This is a genomic window from Pandoraea cepalis (genome assembly GCF_902459625.1).
Classification (GTDB): Bacteria; Pseudomonadota; Gammaproteobacteria; order Burkholderiales; family Burkholderiaceae; genus Pandoraea; species Pandoraea cepalis.
Genome location: NZ_CABPRY010000017.1, coordinates 26,410 through 40,851 on the forward strand (window position 1 = coordinate 26,410; position 14,442 = coordinate 40,851).

Sequence of the window (14,442 nt, forward strand, 5' to 3'; positions counted from 1 at the left end):
GCAATCTCCGGCGTCAAGCGTCCCGTGCCCCGGGCGCTTCAAGCATCCGGCTCACGGCGAGCGGCAGCCCCGCGTGCGGCTTCACCGGCGGGCGCTGGAAGCTGCCCAGGCGCGCCATGCCCGGTTGCAATGCCATCAGCGACTCACAATGCCGGACCGCGCTGGAAACGCCATCGACGACTGGCACCGGAATGCGATCGCGCAATGTCCGCGCCAGTCCTGCCAGCGGCGCGCCCGCCACCACGATCACGTCGGCGCCATCTTCCTCCACGGCTTGCCGACTCAGCTCGATGAGGCGCTCCGCGTGGTCCTCCTGCACGGTCGCAATATCGCGCAAGGGCGACGTCAGGCTGCGAATGCTGGCGAGCCGCGACGTCAGCCCGTTCGCTTCGACACACTCCCGATACCAGGCTTGAATCCGGTGCGAGATGGCAATGATCGAAAAGCGCGCGCCGAGCAGGCACGCGCTCGCCAACGCCGCTTCGGTCATGCCCACGACCGGCACGTCGAATAACTCCTTGATCCCCCCCAACCCGGGGTCGCCAAACGCGGCGACCACGAGGCCATCGAACGTGCCCGCCTGTTCCGCAGCGGCACACGCCGTGGCGTAGCCGCCGACGAGCGCTTCGAAACGCGTCTCGATATAGGCAACGCCAAACGACGCCGTCGCGAAGGCGAGCGTCGTTTCCGGCGATGCGGCACGACGGGCTTCGGCCTCGATCAGCCCCGTCACGCTTGTCGAAATATTCGGATTCACCACAAGTAAGCGCATGAAATCTCCTGCCACTGTCGTTGTCTTGCGTCACACCAGGGATGGCGCGTCTGCGGGCAGAAAACGCCCTCGCCCCGCAGTGGGCGCCAGATATTGCCCGCCGGCCACGAGTTGTTCACCGCGCGAGAAGCAGTGGACCGGCCAGCCGACGACCTCGCGCCCCTCGTACGGCGTGTAGTCGACGGCATGATGCAGTTGGGTGTTGCGAATCGTCGTGCGCACCTCCGGATCCCACAGCACGATGTCGGCATCGGCCCCCACCGCGATGGTGCCCTTGCGCGGATACAGACCGTAAAGCCGCGCCGGACGGTACGACGTCAGCTCCACGAACTGATGAATCGACAGGCGCCCGCGATGCACGCCATCGAACAGCAAGGGCAGGCGCGTCTCAATGCCGGGAATGCCGTTGGGGATATGCTCGAACGACTGGGGCTTGCCCCCCGGTTTCTTGCCCTGTGGATCTTCATAGTTGAACGGCGCGTGATCCGACGAGAATACCGAGAACACGCCTTGCTTTAACGCCTTCCACACGGCCTCCTGGTTGTCGGCATCGCGCGGCGGCGGGCTGCAGACGCATTTGGCGCCCGCGTAACCGTCATCGCCCGGATGATTCATGTCCTCGGCGCTCAGATACAGATACTGCGGACACGTCTCGGCCAGAATCTGCATGCCCCGGCCCTGTGCCCAACGAATCTGACCGATGGCATCCTTGCCCGAGACATGGACAATAAGGATCGGCACGTCCACCAGTTCAGCGAACGTGATCGCCCGGTGCGTCGCTTCGCGCTCGACGGCCGCGGGCCGCGCGAGGCCATGGAACTTCGGCGCAATGCGCCCCTGCCCGACGAGCTTGTCCGTCAGCCATGCGATGCAATCCGAATTCTCCGCGTGCACCATCACCAGCGCGCCATGCTCGCGGGCCACGGACAACACCTCCAGAATCTCACGGTCCGAGAGCTTCAGATCGTCGTAGGTCATGTAGATCTTGAACGACGTGTACCCTTCGCGAATCAATTGCGGCAGCTCTTCGCGGAGCACCTTCTCCGTCGGATCCGCAACGATCAGATGGAACCCGTAGTCCACCACCGCACGCCCCTCGGCGCGGCGGTGATAGTCGTCGACGGCCGCGCGCAACGAACCGCCCTTCTCCTGCGCGGCAAACGGGATCACCGTCGTCGTGCCGCCGCACACAGCGGCGCGTGTACCGGTGAAGAAGTCATCGGCCATGCGCAGGCCGTCCGGCATCGGCTGGTCGAGATGGCAGTGGCCGTCGACACCGCCGGGCAGCGCAAGCAATCCCGAGGCGTCGACCTCACGCGCACCGCTGGCCAGATTCCGGCCCAGCGCGGCGATCACACCGTCGCGCACGCCGATGTCGCAAGTAAAACGATCGGCGGCCGTGACCACGTCAGCGTGCCGAATGACCAGATCGAAGGTGTCGCTCATCGTCTTACTCTCCTTGCTGGAACAGTTGGCCCCAGTCGCTCAGGGCGCGCGTGTCGACGCCGGCGAGCCGCAGCGACTTCCAGAGCACCGTCGAGATGGTGTCGTACACGGGAATGCCGGTCTTGGCTTCCAGCGCGCGGGCGAGCGGCGCGGCGTGCAGGTTGGTGCAGAACGTGGTGATGGCTTGCGGGCGCGCTTGAGCCACCTCGTTGACGAGTGCCTCCAGCGTCTGCGCGCTGACCTCGGAAAACTCGAAGTTCTTGCTCAGCCCCAGATGGCGCTCTGCCGTGCAACGAATGCCTCGACGCGCATAGTTCGCGACGATGCGCTGCTGCACGTCTTCCAGGTACGGGGTCACGAGACCGAGCTCGGTCACTCCGGTGCGCGCGAGGATCTCGTTGAGCGCCAGCACGGACGTGGTGGCGGGAATGCCTGTCGTTTCGGTGATCTGTCGGCACAGCGCTTCGTCGGTCTCGAAGCCCAGCCACCCGGCGGAAGTGCCGTTCCACGCGATGACATCGACTTCGGCGTCGGCGAGGAGCTGCGCCGCGTCGAGAATCTTTTCCAGGTCGAATTGGCCAAGCGCGTTCTCGCCGAGAGAAATCTGCGTGACGCGAAAGCGGGAGAAATGGACAGAGACATGATCGAGGTCAGCCACCATCGCGCTGGTAATCGGTTCCAGCGCGGTGTTGGAAGACGGCGTGAGCATGCCAAGCAGTTTACGTTTTTGGGTCGTCATGGTCTTACCAAAAATGCGATGACCGGCCGCCTGGACGGCGTGCCGATCAAGGGAGAAACGTGTGTCCGATGAATCAAACCGGAAGCTTGCGTTCGTAGTCGATCAGCGTCGAGCAGATGAACAGCCCGACACCGGCGGCCGCGAAGAACATCAGCGCGAGGAAATACGAACCGGTGGTCTGCACGATCACGCCGACAATCAGCGGAACACTGATGCCCCCGATGTTGCCGCCGAGATTCATCACCCCGCCGAGGAACCCGACCTTGTTGCGCGTGCCGAGAATGGACGGAATGCACCAGTACAGGCCACACCAGCGCAGGAAGAAGAGCGTCGAGGACAGCAGCACCACGGTGATGACATCGCTCTTCACGTACGCCACCGAGAAGATCGACGCGGTCGCGATGACGGCAGCAATGCCGAAGAGGGTACGCATGACCTTATTGGGTGAGCCGCCCGCGGCCTTCCACTTGTCGCCGACCCAGCCGCCGAACAATTCGCCGATGAAGCCGCAGAAGAAAATGATGAAGCTCGCGCCGCCCATCTGCTTGATGTCGAAGCCGTGCACCTTGTGCAGGTAATTCGGCATCCAGGTCAGCAGACCGTAGAAGACCGTGTTGAAGCACATCCAGCCCAGTGCCATGCACCAAACCGAGCGGTATTTGAAGAAATCCAGCGAACGACCGGAGAGATTAGCCGGCTCGGCGCGGTGTTCGTTCGCCTGCGCTTCCTCGATGTAGGTTGCCTCTTCGTCGTTGACGGCCGGGTGTTCACGCGGGGTGTTGCGGATGTAGCGCCAGGCGACGTAGCCGGCCAGCACGGTGCCCACGCCTGCGACGACAAACGCCAGACGCCAGGAGCCAAGCATCGTGATGAGCCAGGTGATGATGATGGCACCAAGGGCAGCCCCCAGCGGTGCGCCGCCATCGAGCAGCGTTGCGCCACGGCCGCGCTCGTACTGCGTCATCCAGATGGCATTCAGCTTGCCGCCCGCCGGATAGATCGGCGCCTCCGCCGCGCCGAGCCCGAAGCGCGTGAGCAGAAGTGCCATGGAGCTGGTGCACAGCGCGGCAGCCGCCTGGAAGATGCCCCAGAAAACCGTGGCCAGCGCGATCACGATGCGCGGCTTGTACTTGTCAGCCAGCATGCCGCCCGGAATCTGCATGACGGCGTACGTCCAGAAGAATCCGCTCAGGATCAACCCTTCCATCGCGGGCGTGAGGTCGAACTCCTTCGAGATCAGCGGCATGGCCACCGACAACGACGCCCGATCGATGTAGTTGATCGAGATCAGACACAACATCAAGAAAAATATCTTCCAGCGCACAGCGCTCTTCGTGCCTGCCATAGCGGCAACCCTGCCTGTCGACTGCATGGTGAATCTCCAGAGTAGATGACTTACATACCTTTCGTCGCGACTTGAGAGTGAGTATAGAATCTGTAATCTGTAATTACAATATCTGTAAATAATTGATTTCATTGAAATCTACGCTAGGGATTTCCCTACGTGGTAGGATGTTTATGACACTGATAAACGCGCTAGAGACCGTGACCCTTCCCCTTCAGAAGTCCCTCAAACTCCGCACGCTAGGCATGGCGGCCGAAATTACGGCGCGCTTGCGCGTCATGATCGAAGAAGGCGAGCTGCCGCCGGGCGAGCGCATCGACGAGAAGGCGCTTTGCGAAATGTTCGACGTCTCGAAGACGCCGTTGCGTGAAGCGCTGAAGACGCTGGTATCAGAAGGACTGGTGCTGCATCGGCAATACATCGGCTACCGGGTCGCGCCACTCGATCTCGACGAGCTTCGCGCGACGTTCGAGATCCTGCATGGCCTGGAACGCATGGCGGGCGAGTTGGCATCTCAGCGATTGACCGAGAGCGCGCTGGCCGCGATCGAGAGGAAGCACGAGCAGATGCTCGACGCGCATGGCAAAGGCCTTCGGACGGAGTACTTCCGGATCAACCAGCAGATCCACCAGATGATTGTGGACGGCGCGGCCAACCCGGTGCTCTCATCGCTCTATGCCACGCTGATGAGCAAGGTGCACCGCGCACGCGGCGCCGCGAACGCGGATCTATCGCGTTGGCAGGAGTCGCACGAAGAGCACGACCGGATCATGGCGGCCCTGCGCGAAGCCGGACGGCCGCACTTGGGCGAGGTGCTCAAGGCGCACTCAGAGAACACAGGGACCGAAGTGCTTAGCGTGGTCGCCGAAGCGATTCGTCTCGGCGAGCCCCACCGTCGTGGCCGCGAGATCGGGGCAAGCTGACGCGTCATGCCCTCGCATCGGCCGCCGCGACATTGGTAAAAAGGCGCATCGGGATGGCGTGAGCCAATCTTACGGCCGGTACCGGTGTACCGAACGCCTCCCCCTGCGCCACACCGGCGACGCCATCGGCAAGATTGCCGATATTCTCGAACCCCAGACCTCCCGATCCTGACCATGACGCTCGATTCGACCCTCCTTGCCGCGTTTGCGCCGACTGGCGTGCTGCGCGCCTGCATCAACCTTGGCAATCCGATTCTGGCGGGGCTTGATGGGCAGTCCCGGCCCATTGGCATTTCGGTCGATCTGGCGGGAGAATTGGCAAGGCGGTTGGGCGTCGAGCTTGCGCTTGTCGTGGTCGATGCCGCCGGCAAATCGGTGGAGACGGTGACGAACGAGCAGGCCGACGTGGGCTTTTTCGCCATCGATCCGCGCCGCGCCGCGACGATCGGTTTCACGGCACCGTACTTGCTCATCGAAGGCTTTTACCTGGTGCGCGACGCCTCGCCGGTGACGACCAACGCCGACGTCGATCAGGCGGGCACGCGCGTTGTCGTCGGTAAAGGCAGCGCGTATGACCTGTTCCTGACGCGCGAACTCAAGCACGCGGAAATCGTGCGCGCGCCCACGTCGCCGACGGTGGTCAAGACGTTCATCGAGACGGGTTGTGAAGTGGCCGCTGGCGTGAAGCAACAACTCGAACACGACGTGGCCGCGCTGACGGGCTATCGGCTGCTCGACGAGCGTTTCATGGTCATTCAGCAAGCGATGGGTATGCCGATCACGCGCGGCGAAGCGGCTATGGCATTTCTGACGACGTTCGTGGAAGACATGAAACGCGAAGGGTTCGTGGCGGATGCCATGCAACGTCATGGTGTGACGGGGGTCAGCGTTGCGCCGGCGGCGTGAGACGCCTTACGTCTCCGAAGCAAGGACAAAGACGGCGAACCGACGTTGACCGGCTCGCCATCGGCGAGGCCCCCTTTCCGAATCGGAAACGCGTTGACGGTGTGTGAAGCTCATACTTGCCGATCCGGCGCGAGCAGCAAGATTCGCTCAATTTAGCTGCACGATCCCGATCTGAATCTGATCGAGATCTCCGAGAGGGCCGATGCGCGATGGCGGGCGGCTCTCCGGATATCCCCCTCCCGCTAGCAATCGGCGCCACCCCCTCACGGCGGATTATCGACGTGGTTACCGACAGCAAGCGAGTGCAAAATGTTGCCGGGCGTGTTACTTACCGGCCGGTGCTGGCGCGTTCATCAAATCCGGCTGGCGATTGGCGCGATCTCGTTTGAATCCCCAGAAATAAGTAACCGCAAGACAAGGCACCAGCGACGTAATCGAATAGGCCACTCCTGCCAGTTGGTTGCCGGTCAGCGCTACCAGCGACAGGCTGATGAGCGGTAAAAATCCGCCAAACAGGATGTTGCCCAGTTGCTGCGCGAGTCCGAATCCGGTTGTCCGACTCTGAGGCGGGAAGCACTCAGCGATAAATGCCGGTAGCGGCGCCATGATCATGGCGGTCAACACGGCGAGTAGAGTGATAAATGCCGCGACCACACCCCAGGCTTCGTTGAGCACACCCGTGCGGATCCCCGCAAAGGCCGGATACGCGCTGGCCATCCATAGCAGAATGCCGATGAACATCACACGTGCCCGCCCGATTCGATCGGATAAGCGGCCAAACACCGGGAACATCGGTGTCGCGATGATGATGCCGACCGCCACGCAAAGACTGGCGTGAGTCGGCTCGACCTTGAGCACGTTCTGCAGAAAGTACAGCATGTAGACAATCGACGTGTACAACGATACCGAAGTGCCCCCTTGGGCACCGAAAATCGCCACGAGAATGGCTTTCCATGAGGATCTGCTGGTCACCGTGTCGGACAGGGGCGCTTTCGACAAACGCCCGCTCACCTGCATTTCCACGAACACCGGCGTCTCCTTCATGCCCAACCGAATCATCGTTGCAATCGCGACGATCGGTGCGGAGACCAGGAACGGCACGCGCCAACCCCAGGTGGCAAATGCTTGGGCGTCAAGCGTCATTCGCAACGCTGACACTATCGCTAGGGCGAGCAGCAGGCCGACCCCGGCCGTGCTCTGCAAGACGCTCGTGAACATGCCGCGCTTGTCCTTCGGTGCGTATTCGACCACATAGACGACAGCTGAGCCGTACTCCCCACCGAGCGCAATGCCTTGCGTAATACGCAGCACCAGCAAAGCGACGGGGGCGGCCACCCCGACTGCGCCATAAGTCGGCAAACAACCGATGCCGACAGTCGCGACACCCATCAATGCAAGTGTGATGACAAAGGTCTTTTTGCGCCCGATACGATCCGCCATGGGGCTAAAGATAATCGTGCCGATGGGTCGCGCGAGGTAAGCAATGCCAAAAGTCGCGACGCCCGCGAGCGCAGCGACGGTTCTGTCCTGCGACGGCAGAAACAATTGCGTCAGTGTGCCCGTCAGCGCGACGTACACGAAGAAGTCGTAGTACTCGAGCATCGTTCCCAAGCTTGAGGTTGTGATGATCTTCAACATTTGCCGTAGCGCCGCCGGTTGGCGATCATGCGTGTTCATGACTGTCTCCTTCCATTGATTTTTATTTGTATTACATAGCGCACGTCGTCTACCGACGCTTCACTTGAGAAACCGGCGAACCGCGGCCTTGTGCTCGTCACCGCAAAGAAGAATGGCCTGCATCGATGCGGCCATCTCCAAGGCTGTCGGCAACGATGCTTGCGCCGACTGGCGAACCAGTTGCTTGGCCATTCGCAAAGCGTGGGGAGGGCTGCTGGCGATTGTTTCAGCCAGTCGCTCCGCCTCCGCGTCCAATGCGTCGTCGGCCACGACTCGCGAGACGATGCCGGCATCAAGCGCTTGGAACGCATTGATGAATTCGCTGGTCAACGTCAACTCCATGGTCTTGGCGACCCCGACAATCCTAGTGAGGAACCAGGCTCCGCCGATGCCAGAGACCAAACCGAGCCGCAGAAAGCTTTCCGAGAAACGGGCATTTTCCGCGGCAATGCGCAAATCGCACATCAATGCGACGTCGAATCCCGCGCCCACTGCGGCACCATTGACGGCGGCGATGGATGGCACCGGCAGCGCATGCAACGCGCGGGGAATGCGATGCAGGCTACCCGCGAGGCGCTCTCTGACCGCCTCGACAGAGCCTTGCATCAGATCGGCACCAGCCTCCATGTCTTTCACGTTGCCACCCGTGCAGAAATGCTTGCCCGAGGACCGCAGCAACACGCAGTGCACGTTCGAGAGCCCGCTCGCCCGCTCCAGGGCATCTGCCAGCGCTTCGGTCATCGCCACATCGAGCGCGTTACCGGTTTTCGGTTCATTCAGCGTGATTGTCATCACACCGTTGGCGACGCGGGTCAAAATCAATCCTTCGCTTTGAGCGTCGTCGGTCGTCATGACATCCTGTCTGGTGTTCATTGCGTAGCGATTCATACTGATACTCACTTATTGAGAAATTCCGGCGCTCGCTTCTGCAAGAGCGCCGCCATGCCTTCCTTCTGATCGTGCAACGCGAAGCCAGCATGAAAAAGCCGTCGCTCGAATAGCAGACCGTCGTCCAGGGACGACTCAACGGATCGGCCCTCGGCTTCCTGGATCGCGATTAAAACGGGCGATGAGTGTCTTGCCATCGAATTAGCCATATCGAGCGCTCCAGCAACTGGCGGTTTGCAACGCGCCCGGAGGCGATCGCAGTTCCGGCCAACGTAGTCCGATTGAGAAGCATCGGCATATGTCAGCGCCGACATCGCCGCTATGTCAGCGCCCGCTGCAAATTTCCTGTCAGAGCCAGTGATGAAAGTTGCATGCACTGGGTCGTCGGAATCGATCCGACCAACCGCATCAGTTAGCGGATTACATGGATTGTCAGATGCCAGCCTGAGCAACGTGACCCTTCGTGGCTTCTCGATAAGTACGGCAGCGAACGTCACCCCCACCTCCTACAGAGAGACCTGCGCATCTTGCGCAGCGGTGGTCTGAATCACGCCCAGGCTGATCAGCCTGGTGATCTCCTCGTGGGTAACACCGTATTCCGCGAGAACCTCGATTGAGTGCTGCCCGACTAACGGCGCGGCAATATCCGCGGCACACGTATCGTCGCTTTTGCCGAAGACAAAGCCAGGCAGCCGCACCTTACCGGCAATCGGATGATCGACGCTCGAATCGATACCGCTTTCGCGATACTCGCGAGAATCCACCACCTCGCTGTATGTCGAAACCGGAGCGCACAGAATGTCGCGAGTGGCCAACAGGTCGAGCCATTCGGATGTGGTGCGGGTCGCAAAGCATTCCCCCAGCGCGCGGCGCAGGGCAGCCCGATTGCGCACGCGATCCGTGTTGGTGACAAAACGTGGGTCCGATGCGAGATGCGGCAAGTCAACCGCCTCGCAAAGCGACACCCATCTTTGCGGGTGATAAGCGGCAATCATCAGCCAGCCGTCACGGGTTTGGAACGCTTCGTTGGGAGACGCATAAGGCGCGGCACTGCCGACCTTTTCCGGGTTGGTATCGGAGGCGAGAAACGACGTGAAGCCGACCTGTTGCAGCGCGATGGCTGCTGTGAACAAGCTGATGTCCAGGTGCTGGCCGGCGCCACCGCCATGGACCTCGTGCAGCGCCGCGAGCACAGCGATGCTGGCCATATAGCCGCCCACCATGTCCGCCACAGGAACCGGTACCTTCAATGGCGCCGAGCCCGGCTCACCGAGCGTGCTCATCAGTCCGCTGGCGGCCTGAATGATGCCGTCCACGGCGGGACGACTGCGCGCAGCACCAGTTTGTCCAAACGCGGAGATCGAGCAGTAAACGAGCTTGCCGTGAGTTGCTTCAAGCGACGCATAATCCAGACCCCACGTTGCCATGACCCCGGGCCGGAAGTTCTCGACAATCACATCGGCCTGCCGAACCATCTCCCTTATCGTTCGCTGGCCAGCCTCGGCTTTCAGATCAATCGCCAGACTGCGCTTGTTGCGATTGACACTGAGATTGGCGACGCTCTCGCCGTTGATCCATGGCGGCCCGATCTTGCGCCCCAGCTCACCGAACGGCGGCTCGATCTTGACCACGTCCGCACCGAGATCGGCCAGCATCATGGAACAAACCGGCCCGGCCAGCACGTGCGAAAAATCCAGCACGCGTACGCCTCGAAGACTGTCTCTTATCATTTTTTCCTATCCGGTTCTGCGCTGCAAATGACTTTCGTGTCACCGATTTGCAGCCATTGAGAACAGGATAGAGAGCGCAATCCGCGCGGACAAACGACTTTATCGACCGTACCTTTTGACTTTTTGTAAAGAGATGTGCCCTACCATCATCGCTAGCTGTGCACCACGGTGGCAAGCCATTCGCGAAGCGCGCGCAATGCCCCTGTCTGCCGCTTGCCCGAGGGCCATGCGAAATAGTAGGTGTATGCGCCGCGATCGAGTGTCGGCCCAAACGGGATGACCAGGGTGCCGTCGGCCAAATCCTTCTCGACCAGCGCCTTCTGTGCGATCGCCACGCCGTGCCCCTCGATCGCCGCCTGGTATGCCAACAGCGATGTCTCATAACGCATGCCGCGCAACGCGTTGATTCTCGACACGCCCGCGGCGGCCAGCCACAGCCCCCAGTCGTCGGGGCGAGCGAGCGAATGCAGCAGTGTTTGACCTTCGAGCTGTCTCGGCTTTTTCAAGCTGAGCATGGGCGCAGCCACCGGCACCAGTTCGTTGGGAATCAGGCGCTGCGTGTTCATGCCGGGCCAGTCGCCATCGCCCAGTTGAATGCCCGCGTCAATGTCTTCCAGCGCGAAGTTCAGCGGCGCCGACGACGTGGTCAATTGCACATCGATGTTTTGATTTAGCCGGTGAAAGCTGGCCAGCCTCGGAATCAGCCAGCGCACCGCGAACGTGGCCGGCGAGCGGATGCGCAGCACATTATCGCTCTGGCTGCCTGACACGATCGCCTCCGTCGCTTCGCGCAGCGTGGCGAAAAGTGGCATCAACTCCGACAGATAACGAGCGCCCACCGTGGTCAACACGAGACCGCCGCGCACCCGTTCGAACAGCGGCGCCTTCAGAAAATCCTCGAGCGTTCTGACCTGCCGGCTCACCGCCGCGGGGGTGACGGCCAACTCGTCGGCCGCCTTCGAAATGCTGAGCAGACGCCCGGTCGCCTCGAAGGCGCGCGTGGGATTGAGTGGCGGAAGCGAGTCGCGGCGGGCCATGTTCGAAGGTTGTCCAGAGTGTATGGGTTAGTGCGACGACACAAAAATCGACGGCGCGCCTTCGGCGGGCAGCGCAAAATTGCGCTTCATGCGCGCGATTTCCTGTAATGGGCTGCCGCCGAACAGCCGCTTGAACTCGCGACTGAATTGAGACGGACTTTCATAACCGACCTGGCTACTCGCCGCCGCCGCGGTCGTGCCGAGCCGCGCCATCAGGAGCCGCGCCTGATGCAAGCGCGTGGACTTGATGTACTGCAGGGGCGAGGTGTCGGTCACCGCCTTGAAGTGCACATGGAAAGTCGGCACGCTCATGCGCGCTTCGGCGGCGAGTTCCTCCACCGTCAACGGTTCCGCAAAATTTGTATGAATCTTGCGGATCGCGCGGGAAATGCGGCCGAAATTGCCTTGGCGACTCAAAGCGGCGCGCATCGAGCCGCCCTGCTCGCCCAAGAAAACCCGGAAATAAATTTCCCGCACCAGCGCCGGCCCGAGGATCTGAGCCTCAAGAGGATTCAACATGGCCTGCAAAAAGCGCAAGACGCTCTGCCCCAGCGGTATATCGAGCGTGGTCGTTGCCATGCCGCGAGGTGGCATCGGCGTCAGCGCGTCGTGCTCCTCGAGCTGTAGCAGCAAATCGGCGGCAATGCCGAAATCCAGCCGCAAATAGATCGCCAATAACGGCTCGGCTTCGCTCGCGTCGGTCTCCATCGAAAACGGCAACGGCACCGAGACCACCAGATAGCGCTGGGCATCGTAAAGATAGACCTGATCGCCCCAGAAGCCGCGCTTGCGCCCCTGGCACACGATCACGATGCCCGGCTCATAGAGCACTGGCGTTCTGGTCAACGACCGATTCGAACGCAGGAAGCGTATGTCTGGCAGCGGTGAAAGGTTATAGCCCTCATTGGGCGCGAGCTCGAGCAACAACTCGATCATCTGTTGGCGCACGCGCCCCTGACGTTTCGATGCGGATTCCATGGCGGAGACGAAACAAACCTTAGCGGTCGACGAGCGCAGTTTCGCATCCAGTCGGGAAAAGCACCAGCCACTCATAGGATCAGGCAAGAATCACAGACGAATGCGCGTTTTCCGCCTTGTCCCGCGCTCATAACATTTCCACAGGTTGTCGCATGCGGTTGTGCCGAGGGCGCGTCTTCGGTCGACGAGCGCCGCGCACGTCGCGTGCTTTGGGCGTATTTCCCGCTCACGACAATCACCCTTCCAACATGAACTCAAGGATACTTCATGATCGAAGTCAGGAATCCCGCGGACGGCAGCGTGGTGGGTCACGTCAAGCATCATACTGAACAGGACGTGCGTGAGGCGATCGATCGCACCTGCGCCGCTTTTTATCAATGGTCCCGAACGCTGGCCAGGCAGCGCAGCGACTTGCTTCGCAAATGGTTCGAGCTGGTCAGGCAAGACAGGCGGGAATTCGCCGAACTGATCTCGCGTGAGAACGGAAAGTGCCTGACCGAAGCGCTCGGCGAAATCGACTATGGTCTGGGCTTTATCGAATGGTATGCGGAAGAGGCCCGGCGCGTGTATGGCGATACGATTCCATCGCACGCCGCCGACGCTGCAGTGCTGGTTACCAAGGAGCCGATCGGCCCTGTAGCGTCGATCACGCCTTGGAATTTTCCGTTCATGATGATTGCACGCAAGGTCGCGACCGCACTCGCTGCGGGTTGCACGATCATCATCAAGCCTGCCGAGGAGACGCCGCTGACTGCCTACAAGTTGCTTGAATATGCAAGGCGCGCCGGCATTCCCGAGGGCGTTTTTGAAATGGTGACGGGCGACCCTGCGTCCATCGGCGGCATGATGACCAGCGACCCGCGCATCCGGAAGATTTCGTTCACCGGGTCGACCAGAATCGGCCAACTGCTCGCAAGGCAATGCGCGGATACGCTGAAAAAGCTGACGATGGAACTCGGTGGCAACGCGCCGTTCATCGTGTTCGATGACGCAGACATCGAACAGGCAATTTCGGGGCTCGTTGCGGCAAAACTACGCAACTCGGGACAGGTCTGCATCTCGCCGAATCGCATCTACGTGCAGGCCGGCATTCATGATCGCTTCGTGCTGCGCCTGAAGGAAGCCGTCGAGCGCATCCGTGTCGACCAGGGATTACAGCCCGACTTCGTAGTGGGGCCGCTGATCAATCAGGCGGCACTCGACAAGGTGTCGCGGCTCGTCGAGCAGGCGCAAAAGAGCGGCGCGAAGACGCTGCTCGGCGGGCGGCGGCACGACAACGGTGGTCTCTTTTATGCGCCGACTATCCTCACGAACGTCGCCGACGACATGGATATCTGCTCGACGGAACTCTTCGGTCCGGTATTCCCGGTTTACACATTCGCCTCCGAGAAGGAGGTAGTTGCGCGTGCGAACGCCACCGAATACGGTCTGGTCGCTTACGCATTTACCCGCGATCTCGGGCGGGCATTTCGCCTCTCGCGCGACATCGAGGCAGGCATGGTGATCCTGAACTCAGGCTCGGTAGGTACGGCTTCCGTTCCGTTTGGCGGGGTCAAGCAGTCAGGCTATGGTCGGGAGGGAGGCTATTACGGCATCGAAGAGTATGTTCAAGTGAAGTATGTGCTGATGGCTGGGTTGGCGGAGGCTGCCCAATAGGTTCGATTGGAGGTGCGGACAAATACATGAACTACCTGGAGGTCATTCATGTATTGACCCAGTGAGCGCCCGCTCACGTCATTTTCGAGGGTCAGACGATGAGCTAGGCATCGGAAGAAGACATCAAAAGACGGACGGCCAGGCGCAAGATATAGGTTCCCCTACCGTCTTGCCGAAAATTGAGCCATAGTCTGGCCGGCCTTATTCCCCCTAACCAGGCGCTCTCGCCTCGTTGCTTCCCCTATTGAATGGGTGCGCATACATCGCTGGCGAATTCGGCCCACGAATATGTTTCATGCCCGGGTTGATCTTATGATGGGATCTGTTATCCCATGGGTGGCCAGA

General features: G+C 61.1%; 13 protein-coding genes. 3 read left to right on the forward strand and 10 right to left on the reverse strand.

The window, feature by feature from the left end; all coding sequences use genetic code 11:
* Nucleotides 1–13: 13 nt before the first annotated feature.
* From PCE31107_RS22040 to PCE31107_RS22055, 4 genes are all read right to left on the reverse strand, one after another.
* Entirely contained in the window at nucleotides 14–772 is a 759-nt protein-coding gene (locus PCE31107_RS22040) for an aspartate/glutamate racemase family protein (RefSeq protein WP_150610664.1), read from the reverse strand.
* Nucleotides 773–802: 30 nt separating this feature from the next.
* On the reverse strand, nucleotides 803–2,218 hold the full coding sequence (gene hydA / locus PCE31107_RS22045; protein ID WP_130025428.1) for a dihydropyrimidinase: 1,416 nt from the start codon (nucleotides 2,216–2,218) through the stop codon (nucleotides 803–805).
* Between the two features lie 4 nt (nucleotides 2,219–2,222).
* On the reverse strand, nucleotides 2,223–2,957 hold the full coding sequence (locus PCE31107_RS22050) for a maleate cis-trans isomerase family protein (RefSeq protein ID WP_130025427.1): 735 nt from the start codon (nucleotides 2,955–2,957) through the stop codon (nucleotides 2,223–2,225).
* 73 nt (nucleotides 2,958–3,030) lie between these two features.
* Nucleotides 3,031–4,329, reverse strand: a complete 1,299-nt coding sequence (locus tag PCE31107_RS22055) for an MFS transporter (protein WP_130025426.1) — start codon at nucleotides 4,327–4,329, stop codon at nucleotides 3,031–3,033.
* A 218-nt stretch (nucleotides 4,330–4,547) separates the two neighbouring features.
* On the opposite strand from PCE31107_RS22055, the gene PCE31107_RS22060 reads away from it, so the two are divergent.
* Both PCE31107_RS22060 and PCE31107_RS22065 read left to right on the forward strand, forming a co-directional pair.
* Nucleotides 4,548–5,225: a GntR family transcriptional regulator gene (locus PCE31107_RS22060; RefSeq protein ID WP_343032359.1), complete on the forward strand. Its 678-nt coding sequence runs from the start codon at nucleotides 4,548–4,550 to the stop codon at nucleotides 5,223–5,225.
* A 174-nt stretch (nucleotides 5,226–5,399) separates the two neighbouring features.
* Nucleotides 5,400–6,131, forward strand: a complete 732-nt coding sequence (locus PCE31107_RS22065) for an ABC transporter substrate-binding protein (RefSeq protein ID WP_150610666.1) — start codon at nucleotides 5,400–5,402, stop codon at nucleotides 6,129–6,131.
* 324 nt (nucleotides 6,132–6,455) lie between these two features.
* On the opposite strand, the gene PCE31107_RS22070 is transcribed toward PCE31107_RS22065, so the two are convergent.
* The 6 genes from PCE31107_RS22070 to PCE31107_RS22095 form a co-directional block, all read right to left on the reverse strand.
* Nucleotides 6,456–7,808 carry an MFS transporter gene (locus PCE31107_RS22070; RefSeq protein ID WP_150610667.1) on the reverse strand — a complete coding sequence of 451 codons (1,353 nt, stop codon included), beginning with the start codon at nucleotides 7,806–7,808 and terminating at the stop codon, nucleotides 6,456–6,458.
* A 60-nt stretch (nucleotides 7,809–7,868) separates the two neighbouring features.
* Nucleotides 7,869–8,660, reverse strand: coding sequence for an enoyl-CoA hydratase-related protein (locus PCE31107_RS22075; RefSeq protein ID WP_130025423.1), 792 nt, complete (start codon nucleotides 8,658–8,660; stop codon nucleotides 7,869–7,871).
* 44 nt (nucleotides 8,661–8,704) lie between these two features.
* Nucleotides 8,705–9,193, reverse strand: a complete 489-nt coding sequence (locus PCE31107_RS22080) for a Clp protease/crotonase-like domain-containing protein (protein ID WP_130025422.1) — start codon at nucleotides 9,191–9,193, stop codon at nucleotides 8,705–8,707.
* Between the two features lie 9 nt (nucleotides 9,194–9,202).
* Nucleotides 9,203–10,426 carry a CaiB/BaiF CoA transferase family protein gene (locus tag PCE31107_RS22085; RefSeq protein ID WP_150610668.1) on the reverse strand — a complete coding sequence of 408 codons (1,224 nt, stop codon included), beginning with the start codon at nucleotides 10,424–10,426 and terminating at the stop codon, nucleotides 9,203–9,205.
* 152 nt (nucleotides 10,427–10,578) lie between these two features.
* The gene (locus PCE31107_RS22090; RefSeq protein ID WP_130025420.1) at nucleotides 10,579–11,463 is read right to left on the reverse strand and encodes a LysR substrate-binding domain-containing protein; all 885 of its coding nucleotides are present in this window, start codon (nucleotides 11,461–11,463) and stop codon (nucleotides 10,579–10,581) included.
* A gap of 27 nt (nucleotides 11,464–11,490) precedes the next feature.
* On the reverse strand, nucleotides 11,491–12,441 hold the full coding sequence (locus PCE31107_RS22095; protein ID WP_150610669.1) for an AraC family transcriptional regulator: 951 nt from the start codon (nucleotides 12,439–12,441) through the stop codon (nucleotides 11,491–11,493).
* 267 nt (nucleotides 12,442–12,708) lie between these two features.
* Here PCE31107_RS22095 and PCE31107_RS22100 point away from each other — a divergent pair, with 267 nt between their 5' ends.
* A complete protein-coding gene (locus PCE31107_RS22100; protein WP_150610670.1) occupies nucleotides 12,709–14,097 on the forward strand; it encodes an NAD-dependent succinate-semialdehyde dehydrogenase in 1,389 nt (462 codons plus the stop codon).
* Nucleotides 14,098–14,442: the final 345 nt, after the last annotated feature.

Excerpts from the sequence above, each read along its gene's own strand:
- hydA (WP_130025428.1), bottom strand. The coding sequence starts at position 2,218 with ATGAGCGACACCTTCGATCTGGTCATTCGGCACGCTGACGTGGTCACG.
- PCE31107_RS22070 (WP_150610667.1), bottom strand. The coding sequence starts at position 7,808 with ATGAACACGCATGATCGCCAACCGGCGGCGCTACGGCAAATGTTGAAG.
- PCE31107_RS22055 (WP_130025426.1), bottom strand. The coding sequence starts at position 4,329 with ATGCAGTCGACAGGCAGGGTTGCCGCTATGGCAGGCACGAAGAGCGCT.
- PCE31107_RS22085 (WP_150610668.1), bottom strand. The coding sequence starts at position 10,426 with ATGATAAGAGACAGTCTTCGAGGCGTACGCGTGCTGGATTTTTCGCAC.
- PCE31107_RS22065 (WP_150610666.1), top strand. The coding sequence starts at position 5,400 with ATGACGCTCGATTCGACCCTCCTTGCCGCGTTTGCGCCGACTGGCGTG.
- PCE31107_RS22095 (WP_150610669.1), bottom strand. The coding sequence starts at position 12,441 with ATGGAATCCGCATCGAAACGTCAGGGGCGCGTGCGCCAACAGATGATC.
- PCE31107_RS22090 (WP_130025420.1), bottom strand. The coding sequence starts at position 11,463 with ATGGCCCGCCGCGACTCGCTTCCGCCACTCAATCCCACGCGCGCCTTC.
- PCE31107_RS22075 (WP_130025423.1), bottom strand. The coding sequence starts at position 8,660 with ATGACGACCGACGACGCTCAAAGCGAAGGATTGATTTTGACCCGCGTC.
- PCE31107_RS22060 (WP_343032359.1), top strand. The coding sequence starts at position 4,548 with ATGGCGGCCGAAATTACGGCGCGCTTGCGCGTCATGATCGAAGAAGGC.
- PCE31107_RS22040 (WP_150610664.1), bottom strand. The coding sequence starts at position 772 with ATGCGCTTACTTGTGGTGAATCCGAATATTTCGACAAGCGTGACGGGG.
- PCE31107_RS22050 (WP_130025427.1), bottom strand. The coding sequence starts at position 2,957 with ATGACGACCCAAAAACGTAAACTGCTTGGCATGCTCACGCCGTCTTCC.
- PCE31107_RS22100 (WP_150610670.1), top strand. The coding sequence starts at position 12,709 with ATGATCGAAGTCAGGAATCCCGCGGACGGCAGCGTGGTGGGTCACGTC.